At 47.3% G+C, this 15,041-nt stretch carries 17 protein-coding genes; 5 read left to right on the top strand and 12 right to left on the bottom strand.

What is annotated here, in order from left to right; all coding sequences use genetic code 11:
- The 12 genes from mrdA to Q4A73_RS04425 form a co-directional block, all read right to left on the bottom strand.
- On the bottom strand, positions 1–1,763 hold a 1,763-nt coding region (mrdA, locus tag Q4A73_RS04480), incomplete at its 3' end, for a penicillin-binding protein 2 (RefSeq protein WP_303206240.1).
- The gene (locus Q4A73_RS04475) at positions 1,764–2,249 is read right to left on the bottom strand and encodes a hypothetical protein (RefSeq protein WP_303206239.1); all 486 of its coding nucleotides are present in this window, start codon (positions 2,247–2,249) and stop codon (positions 1,764–1,766) included.
- The gene (yihA, locus tag Q4A73_RS04470; RefSeq protein WP_303206238.1) at positions 2,246–2,839 is read right to left on the bottom strand and encodes a ribosome biogenesis GTP-binding protein YihA/YsxC; all 594 of its coding nucleotides are present in this window, start codon (positions 2,837–2,839) and stop codon (positions 2,246–2,248) included. The genes Q4A73_RS04475 and yihA overlap by 4 nt, the downstream gene beginning before the upstream one ends.
- Positions 2,839–3,246, bottom strand: coding sequence for an LptA/OstA family protein (locus Q4A73_RS04465; protein WP_303206244.1), 408 nt, complete (start codon positions 3,244–3,246; stop codon positions 2,839–2,841). The genes yihA and Q4A73_RS04465 overlap by 1 nt, the downstream gene beginning before the upstream one ends.
- 29 nt (positions 3,247–3,275) lie before the next feature.
- Positions 3,276–3,782 (bottom strand): hypothetical protein, encoded by a 507-nt coding sequence (locus tag Q4A73_RS04460; RefSeq protein ID WP_303206237.1) that lies wholly within the window; start codon positions 3,780–3,782, stop codon positions 3,276–3,278.
- Positions 3,773–4,261, bottom strand: a complete 489-nt coding sequence (locus tag Q4A73_RS04455; protein ID WP_303206236.1) for a 3-deoxy-D-manno-octulosonate 8-phosphate phosphatase — start codon at positions 4,259–4,261, stop codon at positions 3,773–3,775. The genes Q4A73_RS04460 and Q4A73_RS04455 overlap by 10 nt, the downstream gene beginning before the upstream one ends.
- Entirely contained in the window at positions 4,261–5,091 is an 831-nt protein-coding gene (locus Q4A73_RS04450; protein ID WP_368492648.1) for a septal ring lytic transglycosylase RlpA family protein, read from the bottom strand. Before Q4A73_RS04450 ends, Q4A73_RS04455 begins: the two co-directional genes overlap by 1 nt.
- On the bottom strand, positions 5,048–6,163 hold the full coding sequence (locus Q4A73_RS04445; protein WP_303206235.1) for a lytic transglycosylase domain-containing protein: 1,116 nt from the start codon (positions 6,161–6,163) through the stop codon (positions 5,048–5,050). The genes Q4A73_RS04450 and Q4A73_RS04445 overlap by 44 nt, the downstream gene beginning before the upstream one ends.
- Positions 6,164–6,165: 2 nt before the next feature.
- Positions 6,166–6,954, bottom strand: a complete 789-nt coding sequence (locus Q4A73_RS04440; RefSeq protein ID WP_303206234.1) for a TatD family hydrolase — start codon at positions 6,952–6,954, stop codon at positions 6,166–6,168.
- A complete protein-coding gene (locus Q4A73_RS04435) occupies positions 6,945–8,189 on the bottom strand; it encodes a diguanylate cyclase (protein ID WP_303206233.1) in 1,245 nt (414 codons plus the stop codon). The genes Q4A73_RS04440 and Q4A73_RS04435 overlap by 10 nt, the downstream gene beginning before the upstream one ends.
- Positions 8,190–8,252: 63 nt before the next feature.
- Positions 8,253–9,776: an AAA family ATPase gene (locus Q4A73_RS04430; RefSeq protein WP_303206242.1), complete on the bottom strand. Its 1,524-nt coding sequence runs from the start codon at positions 9,774–9,776 to the stop codon at positions 8,253–8,255.
- Positions 9,776–10,636 carry an NAD(+) kinase gene (locus Q4A73_RS04425; protein ID WP_303206232.1) on the bottom strand — a complete coding sequence of 287 codons (861 nt, stop codon included), beginning with the start codon at positions 10,634–10,636 and terminating at the stop codon, positions 9,776–9,778. The genes Q4A73_RS04430 and Q4A73_RS04425 overlap by 1 nt, the downstream gene beginning before the upstream one ends.
- Positions 10,637–10,712: 76 nt before the next feature.
- On the opposite strand from Q4A73_RS04425, the gene aspS reads away from it, so the two are divergent.
- From aspS to Q4A73_RS04400, 5 genes are all read left to right on the top strand, one after another.
- Complete coding sequence (gene aspS / locus Q4A73_RS04420) at positions 10,713–12,464, top strand: aspartate--tRNA ligase (protein ID WP_303206231.1); 1,752 nt, start codon at positions 10,713–10,715, stop codon at positions 12,462–12,464.
- Positions 12,461–13,036, top strand: coding sequence for an adenylate kinase (locus Q4A73_RS04415; protein ID WP_303206230.1), 576 nt, complete (start codon positions 12,461–12,463; stop codon positions 13,034–13,036). The genes aspS and Q4A73_RS04415 overlap by 4 nt, the downstream gene beginning before the upstream one ends.
- A 146-nt stretch (positions 13,037–13,182) precedes the next feature.
- On the top strand, positions 13,183–13,701 hold the full coding sequence (gene ppa / locus Q4A73_RS04410) for an inorganic diphosphatase (RefSeq protein WP_303206229.1): 519 nt from the start codon (positions 13,183–13,185) through the stop codon (positions 13,699–13,701).
- On the top strand, positions 13,698–14,198 hold the full coding sequence (gene msrA / locus Q4A73_RS04405) for a peptide-methionine (S)-S-oxide reductase MsrA (protein ID WP_303206228.1): 501 nt from the start codon (positions 13,698–13,700) through the stop codon (positions 14,196–14,198). The genes ppa and msrA overlap by 4 nt, the downstream gene beginning before the upstream one ends.
- A 55-nt stretch (positions 14,199–14,253) precedes the next feature.
- The gene (locus Q4A73_RS04400; RefSeq protein ID WP_303206227.1) at positions 14,254–14,862 is read left to right on the top strand and encodes a hypothetical protein; all 609 of its coding nucleotides are present in this window, start codon (positions 14,254–14,256) and stop codon (positions 14,860–14,862) included.
- Positions 14,863–15,041: the final 179 nt, after the last annotated feature.

Below are 15,041 nucleotides of genomic sequence, written 5' to 3'. Positions count from 1 at the left end.
AGCGCTTGCATTTTTTCATAAATGCGCGCCACAATCTCCCCCGTCGTCGCACTCCTGCCGCCGTGCTCCAAAAGCACGGTAACGACATAGCGGGGGTTGGCGTAGGGCGCGTAACTGGTGAGCCAAGTGTGGGAGCGGGTGTAGTATTTTAGCTGCTCCTCATCGACTCTATTTTTGTCCGACTGCGAAAAGCCTATGACCTGCGCTGTGCCCGTTTTTGCCGCTACCTTGACCTTGAGATGATGCAGGTAGCGATAGGCCGTGCCACCCTGCTCGTTGGCTACGGCATACATGGCGTTGCGGATGTGAGGAAGCTGGGATCTTTCAAAAAGGCTGAAAACCTCCCCCGCTGCCTTGCTGGCGTTGCTCTCCTTGATGAAGTGCGGCACCACTTCCCTACCCATGGCAAGCTGGGCGGTGTATTTGGCAATCTGCATGGGCGTGACCAAAAAATTCCCCTGCCCTATGCTGGTATTGAGCGTCTCACCCTGATACCAAGGCTGCTTGTAGCGCTGCATTTTCCACTCCTTGCTCGGCACCACGCCGACAAATTCGTGCGGCAAATCCACGCCCGTTTTGCTCCCAAAGCCGATACGCGAGAGCGTGGAGGCGATTTGGTCTATCCCCACCTGCAGGCCCCCCTCGTAAAAATACACATCGCAGCTTTGCTTGATGGCGTGTTTGAGATCCATCGCGCCGTGGCCGCTTCGGTTCCAGCAGCGGAAATTCCTCCCCCCAAGCTCCACGCCCCCACTGCAAAAAAAAGGCGTGGAGGGATTGATGGCTTTGGAATTTAAAAAAGAAAGCGCCACGCCCATCTTCACCACCGAGCCCGGGGGGTAGTTGGCGTTGACTAGGCGATTGGTGAAGGGATGGTCTAAATTTTCTAAAAGCTCTTTCCATTTTTTGGTCGAGATGCCCTGCACGAAAGGATTGAGGTCGTATTCAGGGAAACTCCCCGCCGCTAAAATTTCACCACTCCTAGCGTCCATAATCACCGCCGCGCCCGTATTATCCGCAAAAAGCTCGCTCAAAAAGCTCTGCAAGCTCATATCCAAACTCAGCTGCAAATTCTGCGATCGGGGCGGGGTGTAGGACAGCTCCTCTAGGACCTGATTGAAGGCATTGACCTTATAGACGCGCTCGCCCCTTTGCCCCTGCAAAAGCTCATTATAATAGCGCTCGATCCCGCTTTTGCCCGTGTGGTTGGTGAGCTTGGCGATTTCATTTTCACTCACATCTTGCAAATTGGCCTTTTGCGTGTAGCCGATGATGTGCGAGGCGAGTTTGCCGTAGGGGTATTTTCTCCTTACCGTTGGCTCGATGCGGAGATTTTTGTTTAAATTCAGCTGTGAGAAATGGCGCATCATCGCATCATAATTTATAAAATCCACAACCTCAATAAAGTCCTGTTTGTAATAGGAGTCGTTGCGCTTGTAATTTCTAGCCATCAAGGTGGCATTGAGGTCGGGGAAGAAAGCGGTGAGCCTGTCAAGCTCGGCTTCCAGTATGCCGTGATTGGACTTTTTGATGCTGAGGTAGGGCTTGATTTTGATGCTAAAACCCAAATCATTCATCGCTAAAATCGTGCCGTTTCTGTCTAAAATTTGCCCCCTAATGGGCGCTATGTAGTCGGTTTTGATGGAATTTTGCCGCGCAAGCTCCTCATAATAGACATTTGATTTGATGCTTAAATAATAAATTCTACTGAGCAAAAGCACAAAAAACAAAAAAATAAAGGCCACCACAAAACGCATTCGCATTCAAATCCTCCCTTTGAAAAACACATAGCCAAGCAAGGCTTCTATACAGATGGGGAGGGCGTATGAGAGGTGGATGATTTTGACATTTTGGTTATTCACATAAGAAAGCACCCAATCACCGACAAAAATGAGACCATAAGCGCTCAAAATAAAAATGATGGGTATGGATCTGGCTATTTTGAAATTGCCCCGAATCCAATCGGCTAGGACATAGTAAAAAATAAAAAATGCAAACCAAGAAGAAAAGAGAAAAAAATCATGCGTGATGTCCGCAAACAACAAAAAAGCTAGGGTGAAAAACCACCGAAAATCAAGCCGCAAAAGCGTCCTTTCTTGTTCTTTCAAAAGGACAAAGGCGTAGCAAAAAAAGAAGCCATAAAGCAGGGGCAAAAAGCTAAAAACCGAGGTTAAAATTTCGTAAATGAAAAAACAAAGGCCAAGCAGCCCATAAGCCAAGCTTAAATTTTTAGCCCCCGCCCGTCTCATTGATGCTCCAAAGCTTTGTTGATGATGATGTTTTCAAGCGCTTCCAGGGCGCTTTTGTTACGATTTGAAACCAAAATGCAGTCCTTGAAGGTATTTTTAAGCCTCGTCCTTTGGCTTTGATTGAGCTTGTCGCCCTTGGTGAAGACGCGCAAAATTTGCTGCTGAGGCCTCTTGATGCTGTGTAAATATGCCACAACCCGTTCATCCAGTTCCAAATGCGTATGCCTTGAATCGATCAAATGCACAAAAAGCCTGATGGAGTCGCGAAGCCTCAAAAATTCGTCCAAATTTTTATTCCAAAGTGCTTTGAGGCTTTTTGAAACCCTCGCATAACCAAAGCCGGGTAGGTCGATGAAGTGGATTTTAAACTCATCCGCGCCCTTTTTGCAATCAAGCTCAAAAAAATTAATGAGCTGGGTTTTTCCGGGCGTGGAGGAGGATTTGGCGAGGTTTTTTTGTTGGCAAAGGGCATTGATGAGGGAGCTTTTGCCGACATTAGAGCGGCCCAAAAAGGCTATTTCAGCACAACGCGCCTCAAAATTCACATCAAAGCCGGGCAAGGAGGTGATGAATTTCGCGCCCACAATCATCACTTGAGCTCAAACACAAAACGCGCAGGCTTGTTGTCCTTACTCTGCACACGATACACGCTGGCCTTTCTATCCACAATGATTCTATCGCCATAGAGCTTTTTGCCGCTTTCAAGCTCGTGGATGAAGGCATTTCCCACAATCTCATAAACATCCTCATTCACGATGTAGATGAATTTATCCCCGCTACCCTTGTAATTTTTATTTTTGAGCTTGATGTTGAATTTAGCGTTCTTTTGCGCCTCATAGCGCACGGGTTTGCGGCTTTTATCCATGAAGATAACAAGCTCATCCGAGCTTAAAATGTCCCTATCCCTTTTCACCACCACAGCGCCACTTAGCACACTTTTGCCCGCATTTTCATCCCAGTAAAAATTCAAAGCCTTCACCTCAATTTTATCCGCCATCACCGCACCCAAAAAGATCCAAAACAAAATCAACGCTCTGCAAGCCACGCACTCACCCCCTCAAGCTCTAAAATTTTACGCTCCATATCATAATCCAAACGAGTGCCATCGATGATATTTTCATCCACCAAGGCCCTAAAATTCGCATCGCTATGAATGCGCCTTTGCTTAGGGTAGTACTGCACCCTAGCGCTGCTAAACCGCAGCCCCTCACCGACATAGCTCACATTACCCTCAAGAATCACCCGCTCCTCTCCCACAAGCTCTAAGGTATCGGCACTGACATTAAAGTCCGCGTTGTGATTGATGAAATTTTCAAGCACATCCCTTCCCGCATAGCGCGCCCAGGATCCCGCTTGATAGTAGGACTTGACCCCACTGGCATCGAGCTCATGGACGCTTAAATTTTTCGCTTCCATATTTTTAAAATCCAAGGCGTAGGACTTGAAATTCAAAACAAAGGGCTCCTGCAGCCCAACGAAGGTGAAAATAATGCTAAAAAGTGCGAGCAAGATGCCAAAAATTTTTATCGCCAAAGCTCATCCCACTGCGCTTTCAAGCCATCTTTTTGAATGATGCTCTCTATCATCTGCGCCACGGCCCCACACCCGCCCTTTTTACCCAGCCTCACATCCACCGCTAAATCTTCGCAGGCATCCTTAGGCTTAAAGCTCAGGGCCACCGCCTCAAGCAGGGCCTGATCGTTGTAATAATCCCCAATCGCTGCACAGCGCTCAAAGCTAAGGCCAAGCTCACGCAAAATCCCCTCCGCGCAGGCCAGTTTGTCCCTCACGCCCTGCTTTAAAATCGAGATTTTCAAGTCCTCCGCCCTCTGTTTGACGCAGGGGCAAGTGCGCCCTGTGATGATGGCGATTTGCTTACCAAGCTTCAGCCAAGCCTCGATCGCTGCGCCATCCTTGACATTAAATTTTTGGATGAATTTTCCCTCCGAGGTGTAGATGATGCCACCATCAGTCAGGCAGCCATCCACATCCAAAAAAATCAACTCTATCATCACTCCCTCACCACAAAGGCGCCCGAAAAGGCCCCGCTTGAGGCAAAATCTCTAGCCTCATCCTCGCTTCTAAAACCCGTCAAAAACACGCGATTTAGCCCATCTGTGGAGCTTGTGCGAATGGTCGAGCTGTAAGAGCGGTAGGTTTTGTATTTGGAAGCGGTGATTTCAGCGCCGGATAAATTCCTAAAGGCTCCGATTTGCACCATGAAATTCCCCCCCTCATAGCTTTGCCCGTTGTGCGTCAGTCCTCCGCTAGAGCCGTAATTTGCATTAGAATGCAGCACCTCATTGCCCGAATTTTTACTCCCAAAGCCTATCACCTCAAGCCTCACGGGCGCCGTGCCCGCATGGATCATATCAATCTGCCCAGCCGCCCCCTTAGAAAGGTCAATGATGCGGTTGTGCGCAAAGGGTCCGCGGTCATTGACGCGCACGGTAACTTGGCGATTGTTGTTTAAATTTGTAACCCTTAAAATCGTATGCATCGGCAGGGTTTTGTGGGCGGCAGTGAGGGCGTTTTGATCATAAATTTCGCCATTGCTCGTCTTTTTTCCGTGAAAGCCTGGCCCATACCAGCTCGCAATCCCATCGGCCATCTCACCCACCTCCACGACGGTCGGATAGTAGGTCTTACCGTTGATGGTGTAGGGCTTCATCGTCCCCCTAGTACCCGAGCCACTGGGGGAGCTCTTAAAGTCATTGCTAGGATAATAAATTTGAGAGCTGCCCCCACTCCACTCCGAAAAAATACCCCCGCAAGCCGTGAAAAACAGGGTGCTTAGGCTAATAAGAACGCATTTTGGCGTAAGAAATTTTGGTTTTTGCATTTTTGCTCTCCTTGATGGGTATGATGAGTTTTTGATGGATGCTGAGATGATTTTTTTTGATTTTATTCAATTCCCTGATATTTTCGACGCTGACATTGTGAGCTTTGGCGATCTTATAAAGCGAATCGCCGCTTTTAACGACATAAATTCGTGTGCTTGGTATGCGCGTGTCGACCTTGGCGAATTTAAGATTTTTGAAATTTTTTTCAAAAAAAGCGACCTTGCTCAGCGGGATATACATGTAATAGCCCTCGCCCGGCGGAGTGAAACTGTGGCGAAACTGCGGGTTGTATTTTTTCAAAGTCGCCAAATCCATCCCCGCACCCCGCGCCAAATCCTTAAGCGCCACGGATGAGGGGATGTCGACCCTGACAAAGTCATTATGCAGAGCATAATTCATCAAGGACGCGTCCTTTTGCAGTAAAAAATCCCTGTCATTTGCCAAAAAAGCTAGGGTGAGAATTTTTCTCATAAAATTACGCGTTTCCAAAGAAAGGTATTTTTTATCCCCATCCAGCAAAAGCGCCAAATCATCGCCACCTGCCCGCTTGATCGCCGCTCGCAATTTGCCATTACCGCAATTATAGGCCAAAAGTGCCAAATACCACTTGCCAAATTCAGCCCTAAGCTCCTTAAGATAAGCCGCAGCGGCGTGGGTAGACTTTACCAAATCCATCCGCTCATCCACATAGGCATCCACGCGCAGGCCCAGTTTATTTGCCGTGGGCTTCATAAACTGCCACACGCCCACAGCCTTAGCGTTGGAAACGCTCCTCACCTCCAAGCCCGACTCTACCATTGCCAGATACAAAATTTCTTCGGGGATTTCTTCGAGGGCTAAAATTTTGCGTATCATGGGGGTGATTTGAGAAAATTTCCCCATCGCGCGAATCAAAACCCCAGCGTGCTTGGATTCTAGCTCCTGCCTTTGCCACACAAAGATCGAATCGCTCATAAAGCTAGGATCGATGTCCAAATTCCTCAAAATTTCCACTTGTTTTTGATAATGCTCGGGACTCAGGGCCTGAGAAAAAGCCGCGCTAAGCAATAAAACCAAAAATATTTTCTTCAATCTTAATCCTTAAAAAATAAACGCTCAGAATTTTCCAAACAAAGCCTCGTGAGTGCGTCCTTGGGCATGGCTAAAAGTTCGCTCATTTTTTGCGCGACAAAATGCGTCATCAGCGGCTCATTCCTTTTGCCCCTAAAAGGCTCGGGCGTGAGGTAGGGAGCGTCCGTTTCGATCAAAAGCCTTTCTCTGGGAATTTCTGGCAAAATCGCAACCAAATTTTTAGCATTTTTAAAGGTCAAAACCCCGCCGATGCCAAAATAAAAGCCATCGTTAGCAAGCTCTAGCAGGAGTTTGCTGGCATTAAAACAATGCAAAACGCCACCGCACAAGTCTTTAGCGTATTTTTTCAAAAGCACATAGGTGTCCTCATTCGCCTCTCTGGAGTGGATGATCACAGGCTTTTTAAGCTCACAGGCCAACTCAAGCTGCGCAGCAAAACACCGCTTTTGCGCCTCCTTATCCGCCCCTTCCCCCAAGCGATAATAATCCAAGCCGCACTCTCCCACGGCTATGCATTTTTCATCCTGCAAAAATTCACGCAAAAGGTCCTCATCAAAGCTTTCTATCTCGTAGGGATGCACCCCAGCCGCGTAAAAAACGCGCTCGTAGCGATGGGCGATTTCTCTGGCTCTTGGCAGGTCCTTGGGGTCTGCTGCGGGGATGATGATTTTTTCAATGCCATTGGCAAAAGAATGGCTCAAAAGCTCGGGCAAATCATCAAAATATCGCGCATCGTCCAAATGACAATGCGTGTCGATAATCCTGCACCCATCGTCAAAATTCAAACGCATACTTCGATTCTATCCCTGCCATTGCTCTTAGCCTGCGAAAGCGCTGCGCTGGCTTTTTGCACCAAATCGTCAAATTCCATTCCCGAATGCCCGAAAACAACCCCGATAGAAATCGTAAAAAAAAGCTCGTTGAGGTTGATTAAAATGCCGGCATTTTTGATATTGACGCGTATTCTTGAAAGGATTTTGGCTGCCCTCTCTTGGCTGATGTTTTTCAGCAAAATTCCAAATTCCACCCCGCTGTATCGCCCCAAAATGTCCCGTCCCTTCGTCTCTGCCCTCATTTCATCGGCGCAAATTTTAATCACATCATCGCCGACATTGTAACCATACTCGTCATTGAGATGCTTGAGCGCGTCGATGTTTAAAAAAGCAAAGGCAAATTCCTCATCCTTGTCCGCAATCTCGTCCAAATAATCCTCAACCTCAGCCTTAAAAGTGTAATAATTTTTAAGCCCTGAGAGCCTGTCAAGGTTGTTGTAGGAGTTGATGATTTTCTTGCTTCGCATATCCTCCAAGCACCTATCCAAGCGGCAGTTGAAAAGCTCCTTGCTCAAGGGCTTGATGAGGTAGTCATTGGCGCCATTTTTCAGCACCCTAGCCTCCATGCTATCGTCCTTATCGCCCAAAATTATGACGCCAAGATCATCATCATTATAATCCCCCCTCACCTCAGCCAAAAATTCCTCACCGCTCACCACAGGCATCTTCGCATCGGCGATGATGATTTTCGTGTCGCTATTATCCTGCAAATAGCTTCTCGCCTCCTCACCGTGTGCCGCCGCAAAAACCTGAAAAAGCCTCTGGCTTAGGTATTTTTTAAGCGCATTGCGCTCGGGGAGCTTTGCCATCGCTAAAATAACCTTGGTCTTCGCATAGCGATTGAGTTTGTCGATGGAATTGAGCACCTGATCGATGCAGTCATCGCTTTCTTTAAAAATATAATCGAGTATATTTTTGTGCATGAATTCCTCGCGTTTTGCCACATCATTGCTAGCCGTCAGGACGATGGTTGGGAATTTCTCCCCCACCAAATCCACAACCTCGCCATCAGGAGCATCGGGCAAGCACAAATCCACAAAGGCCATAAAATAGCCATTTTCCAGCATGGCTCTCGCCTCAGCCATCGAAAAAGCAAGCTCCACCTCACAGCTTAAAACATTTTGAATTTTTTTCGCCAAAAGCTTTGCTAGCATCTTGTTGTCTTCAACGATTAAAATTTTTCTCCCTGTCATAAATCCACCTAAAAATTTGATAAAACTAAGCCGCGATTATAGCCAACTTACCCACAATCTAGCTTAATCCTCAAACAAGGTCCTCGCAAATTGCAAGGCCTCACCACTGACATTTTCACCGCTCACCATCCGCGCTAGCTCCCGCACCCTCTCCTCTTTATCCAGCCTTTTCACCACACTCTCCTCGCCCTTTTTCTCCACTAAAAAATGATTTTGCGCCTTGGATGAGAGCTGTGGCAAATGCGAAATGGCAAAAATCTGGTAAAAATTTGCAAGCTCCTCAAGCACCTTTGCCACACTCATCGCCTCCTTCCCGCTCAAATTGGCATCGATTTCGTCCAAAAAAATGATCCCCCTACCCGCATTTAAAATTTTGCACTCCGTAGCGATGAAGGCAAGCCTGAGACGATTGAGCTCGCCCGAGCTTAAATGCCTCAAATCCGTGCTACTGATGCGGGGCCTCACCGCGTCCTTGCCCCAGCTTGAAAGCCTTTCGCTTTGCGCAAAATCAAGCCTCAGATCCTTCATGTAAAGTTTCTTAAGATAGTCGTTCAAAAACCCCTCTAAAATTTCTAAATTTTCAGCCCTGTTTTGACTCAAAAACGCGGCCGTTTTTTGAAGCTTTTGCCCCAATTTTTCCACCGCGCCCTCAAGCTCCTTTTTCTCAAAGCTCAAATTTTCATAGTGCGCCAACTCCTTCTTTTTCGTCTCTAAAAATTCCAAGGCCCCCTCTATGCTCCCGTAGCGATGCATGAGTGAGGACAAATCCTCAATGCGCGTCAAAAGCCCCTCGATGTCAAAATCAAGCTCCTCCATTTTTTGATTTTCCGCGATGATGCGCAGCTCATTGAGGCACTCACTAAAAAAGCTCCCATCCACCTCGCTAAGATGAAGCGCCTCCAGCACAGCCCTCTCACACTCAAAAATCGCCGCCGCCCGCGCCCAAGCCTCCTCGATTTTATCCTTTTTAGAAAGCCTTTTTTTTAGACCCAGAAGCTCCTCATACTCGCCCACTTTGGGATGAATTTTTTCTATCTTTTCGATTTGAATGGCGGCGAGTTCTTTGAGCTCCTCCACCCTTTTTTCTTCCTCTAAAATTTTATCCAGCGCACCCACCTTTTGCTCCCAGGCCCTAAAATCCTGCGTAAATTCCTCCCTAGCCTGCTTGAATTTAGGATTTTTCTCCGCCGCCAAGGCATCCAAAAGCGTCAAAAATTTTTCATGGCCAAATTCATCGCTTTCTCGCGCACCCAGATGCTTCACAAAGCCTTTGGTGAGCGCTTGCAAATTTTTTTTTGCGATGGCTTGATTGTTGATGAAATATTTCGTGCCCTTTTCCCGCAGCATCTTAAAAATATTTTCCTCCTCAAGCTCTATGCCAAAACCCTCCAAATCCAGCGCATCATCAAGCTCAAGCTCTACAAATTTCGCCCCGCTCTCCCCCAGCGCGAGGGCCGCGAGTATCCCGCCAAAAAGTATCGATTTGCCCGCCCCACTAAGCCCCGTAAAAACGGTCAGTCCGCCAGAAATTTCAAGTTCGGTTTGCTTGAAGCTTAAATTGTTCTTCATCAAAATTCTTTTGATCATCATTTTCCCCAGCTTAATTTTTCTTTTAAAATTTGAAAATAATCCCTATTTTTAGGGCGGATGAGACGGACGCCCTTGTCGCTTAAACGAACCTTAATACTTTTAAAATCATTGACCGCGTAATTTTTCTGCCCATCCACGCACAAAACGCAGTCCTTCGCCCGAACCTCAAGCTCAAAGCCCTGAGGCAGGACGATCGAGCGCTGCGTGAGTGAGTGGGAGCAAACGGGAGTGAGGACGAAGACCTCAGCTAGCGTGTAAATGATGGGGCCATTGGCGCTTAGATTATACGCGGTGGAGCCTATGGGGGTGGCGACAATGAGCCCATCGCCGAAGTATTCGTTGAATTTTTTCCCCTCTCTAAAAAGCTCGATGTGCGCCATGGAGTGGGAAAGCTCTCTAAAAAACACCGCATCATTGAAGGCATTTTTTTGCCAAATTCGCCCCCCTTCATCCTCGAGGATGAGCTCGAGCATCAGGGGCCTTTCCACCCTGAAATCCCCCTCAAAAAATGCCCCCAAAAATTCCCCCGCTTCCGCCACGCAAAAATCCGTCAAAAAGCCGAGTTTGCCAGCATTCATCGCCAAGATCGCCCTGTCAAATTCAAAGGCCTTTTTACAAAGCGAAATCAGCGTCCCATCCCCCCCCAGAGAAATGACAAAATCACTTTTTTGAAAAAGCTCATCCAAGTCATAGCGCACCAAATCCTCACGCTTTGAGCTCTCCCTAAAAAGCAAAAGCTCAACGCCCCTAGCCTCCAAAAGCGCCCTCAGGCTTGAAATTTCTGCGTCCAAATTGGAAAGGGGTCGGGTGACCAGCCCGATTTTTTTAATATTTTTGTAATCGATTCCATCCTGCATGATGAAAATTATAGCAAAACAAAAGAATAAGATATTATAATCCTCGCCATAATTTTTAAATTTTTAAGGACAAGAATTGCGAAGTCATTACAACACAGACCTAGATGAAAGCTTCGTTTCAAAGGAAGTGAGGCTTTGCGGCTGGGCCAATAGCTACCGCGATCACGGCGGGGTGATTTTCATCGATCTGAGGGACAGAAGCGGGCTGATCCAGCTTGTGTGCGATCCCAAAGATAGCCCAAACGCCCACAAGATAGCCCAGAGTGTGCGGAGTGAATTTGTTCTCATCGCTAGGGGCAGGGTGCGTTTGCGCGGCGAGGGGCTCACGAATGACAGGCTCAAAACGGGCACGATCGAGGTGCTGGTGGAGGAGCTCATTGTAGAAAACGAAAGTGCCGCCCTGCCCTTTGGCATAAATGATGAGAGCGTGGGGGAGGAGCTGCGGCTCAAATACCGCTTTTTGGATTTGAGAAGTCCTAGGCTTTATGAGAATTTCGCCCTGCGCTCTAAGGCCTGCATTGCGGCGCGAAATTCCTTAGCCAGCATGGGCTTTTTGGAGCTTGAAACGCCGATTTTGACAAAGGCCACCCCTGAGGGCGCTAGGGACTATCTCGTGCCCTCGCGAGTGCATCCGGGGGAATTTTACGCCCTGCCGCAGAGTCCGCAGCTTTTCAAGCAGCTTTTGATGTGCGCGGGCTTTGATCGCTATTTTCAAATCGCGAAATGCTTTAGGGATGAGGATTTGAGGGCGGACAGGCAGCCAGAATTCACACAAATCGATGTGGAAATGAGCTTTGGCACGCAGGAGGACATCATCGCTGTGGCGGAGAGCTTTTTGAAAGACATTTTCGCCGCTTGTGGCAAGCCAATAAAAACGCCCTTCAGGCAAATGCCCTACGACGAAGCGATGGAAAATTACGGCTCGGACAAACCCGATTTGCGCTTTGATTTGAAATTCATCGATGTGAGGGACATTTTTGAGCGCTCCAGCAATGAAATTTTCGCCTCCCTTGCAAGGGACGGCCAAAAAAATCGCATCAAGGCCCTCAGGGTCCCGCAGGGCGATAAAATTTTCTCCAAAAGGCAGATGCAAAGCTTTGAGGAATTCGTGCGCAAATTCGGCGCGCAGGGCCTAGCCTTCATACAGGCTAAGGAGGAGGGGCCAAAGGGTCCGCTTTGCAAATTTTTTAGCGAGGCGGACTTGGGGGAGCTTACAAAACGGTGCGAGCTTGAGGTCGGCGATGTGGTGTTTTTCGGCGCGGGGGCGAAAAAGGTCGTGCTTGATTATATGGGACGCTTTAGAATTTTTTTGGCGCAAAATTTGCAAATCATCGACCCTGAGCGCTTGGAATTTTTATGGGTGGTGGATTTTCCTATGTTTGAGCGCAATGACGATGGCTCTTATTCGGCGATGCACCATCCCTTCACCATGCCTAAAAATATCGACGAGGAGGACTTGGAAAAAATCTCCTCTGTGGCCTATGATGTCGTTTTAAACGGCGTGGAGCTTGGAGGGGGTAGTGTGAGAATTCACAAAAATGAAATCCAGCAGAAGGTCTTCAAAAAACTGGGCATTGATGGGGCACAGCAGAGGGAGAAATTTGGCTTTTTACTCGATGCTTTGAGCTTTGGTGCGCCGCCTCATGCGGGCATAGCCATAGGACTTGATAGGCTCATCATGCTAGTAAGCGGGGCCAGCAGCATCAGAGAGGTCATAGCCTTTCCCAAAACGCAAAGGGCGCAGTGCCTAATGACGCAAGCGCCCTCAAAGGCTAGCGGTGAAGCTCTTAAAGAGCTTGGAATCAAACTAAGGGAGAATTTAAAATGAAGGAATTGTTTTTAATTATAGGTGCGCCGGGCAGCGGCAAAACGACAGACGCTAGCCTCATCGCAAGGGCGGATGTGAAGATCACGCACTATTCTACGGGTGATTTGCTAAGAGAGGAGGTGGCCAGTGGCAGCAAGCTGGGAAAAACCATCGATGGCTTCATTTCTAAGGGCGATCTTGTCCCGCTCGATGTGGTTATCGATACCATCGTTTCGGCGCTCAAGGCCGCTCCCACTCAAACCATCATCATCGATGGCTATCCCAGAAGCGTGGAGCAGATGCTTGAATTTGACAAGGTTTTAAGCGCGCAAAATGAAGTGAGCCTCAAGGGCGTTTTTGAGGTGAGGGTGAGTGAGGAGGTCGCAAAAGAGAGGGTTTTGGGCAGGAATCGCGGCGCGGATGATAATGAGGAGGTTTTTTACAATAGGATGAAGGTTTATACCGAGCCTTTGGAGGAAATTCTTAGCTTTTATCAAAAAAAGAGGCTGCATTTTATCATCGATGGGGAGAGGGCTATCGAGCCTATCGTTGCGGATATTAGGGAATTGATTGGGAAAATTCAAAGCATATAAATATGCGCAAACCAAAGGTGGAATTTCAAAAATTTCCATGCGCTAAAAATAGCAAATGAGCAAAGGGTGCGGTTTTGCCCTCAAAACTTCACAAGAAAAGTGCTGCAAAACAAGTCGGTCGTCATATTAAATTTAAAGGAGAAACAATGAATTTAAGCAAAATCAAAGTCGGGGAAATCCCAAACAAAATCAACGCGGTGATTGAAATCCCCTACGGCTCGAGTGTCAAATATGAGCTCGACAAAGAAAGCGGGGCGGTTTTTGTCGATAGGGTGATGGCGAGTGCGGTTTTTTACCCTGCAAACTACGGCTTCATCGCCAATACCTTAGCCGATGATGGCGATCCGGTGGATATTTTGGTGCTTAATGAATACCCCATCCAAGCGGGGGCTGTCGTGCCATGCCGCTTGATAGGCGTTTTGATCATGGAGGATGAAAGCGGCATGGATGAAAAGCTCCTAGCCGTGCCAGCGGATAAGATCGATGCGAGGTATAAGGATGTTAAAACCTTGCAGGATCTGCCCCAAGCGACCTTAGACAAAATCAAAAATTTCTTTGAAACCTACAAAATGCTAGAAAAGGACAAGTGGATCAAGGTGCAGGATTTTAGGGATACAAAGGCTGCCATTGAAATTTTAGAAAGGGCGATTAAAAATTATAAATGAGAGAAATCATCCTAGGCGGGGGCTGCTTTTGGTGCGTTGAGGCTATTTTCAAGCGCGTGAGGGGAGTGCTTTGCACTGAGGCGGGCTATGCTGGAGAGTGGGAATTTTCAAGCTATGAAAGCGTCTGCGGGGGCGATGGGAATGTGGAGGTTGTTAAAATTTCCTACGATGAGGGACTGATCGCCCTTGAGTCCTTGCTTGAAATTTTTCTCCACGCTCACGATGCCACGAGTAGGGACAAACAGGGCGCAGATGTCGGTGTGCAGTATCGCTCTGTGATTTTTCACAGGGATGAAGGGGACGCGAAAATCATTAAAGATTTCTTACAAAAAGCACAAAAAAACTATGCCAAGCCCATCGTTACTGAGGTTTTGCCGCTGAAATTTTACACGAGGGCTGAGGATTATCATCAGGATTATTTTGACAAAAACCCCCATCAAGCCTACTGCCAAGCCCTGATCGCTCCAAAAATTCACAAAATTTTCAAAGATCACTAAATTTTATAATGAAAAAGCCGATGTGCCCACGCCCCCCACTTACAAAGGAGCAAAGATGCAAGTGAATATCTATTCGAATGTCGCTAGCATAATGCAGGTTAGCAATAAAAGGGCAGAAACGAGTAGCGCGCAAACGGCAAATTTGCAAAGCGCTAATCTTAAGGACGAAGATACCCTCAAAAAGCTAAGTTCTCTTGGCGGGAAGGGTATGACGCAGCTCTATTTTATGGAATTTGCAAAGCAAAGCATGAGCGTGGTTTCTAGCAACGCAAACGCCCAAAGTGGTCTTTGGGAGAGTTTTAATGACGCTGAACTGGCCAGCTCACTGCTTTCAAAAATTGATTTTGCAGCTTTGGGTTATCAGGGTAAAAATCCTCTAAGCATGAATAAAGAGGAGCTTGATTTTCTCATTAGCGAAAAGGGATTTTTCGGCGTGGGTAACACGGCAAAACGCATTGCAGATTTCGTAGTGCAAGGAGCGGGTGAGGACCCTGAAAAGCTTAAAAAGGGTTTTGAGGGGATGAAGAGGGGATTTGAGCAAGCAAAAAACTTGTGGGGCGGAAAGCTTCCTCAAATCAGCCAAGATACTATCAACCAAGCCATAGAAAGCGTGAGCAAACGCATCGATGAACTCGGCGGCAAAACGCTTAATCTTCAGGCTTAGAATTGAGGACACGATTGTCGTGTCCCTTACTGCTTGGGTGATGTGATTTGAATTTTTAAAACGATTGAAAAAATACCACGCAGTCTGCTTTAATGACAAATTGATATCTTTATATTGTCATAAATATGTTAGACTTTCCCCTGCACGATAGCTTATATTTCAAGGATTATAATTTATTT

This window comes from Campylobacter sp. (assembly GCF_030528245.1).
GTDB lineage: Bacteria > Campylobacterota > Campylobacteria > Campylobacterales > Campylobacteraceae > Campylobacter_D.
This window is presented reverse-complemented; position numbering and strand designations above follow the sequence as displayed.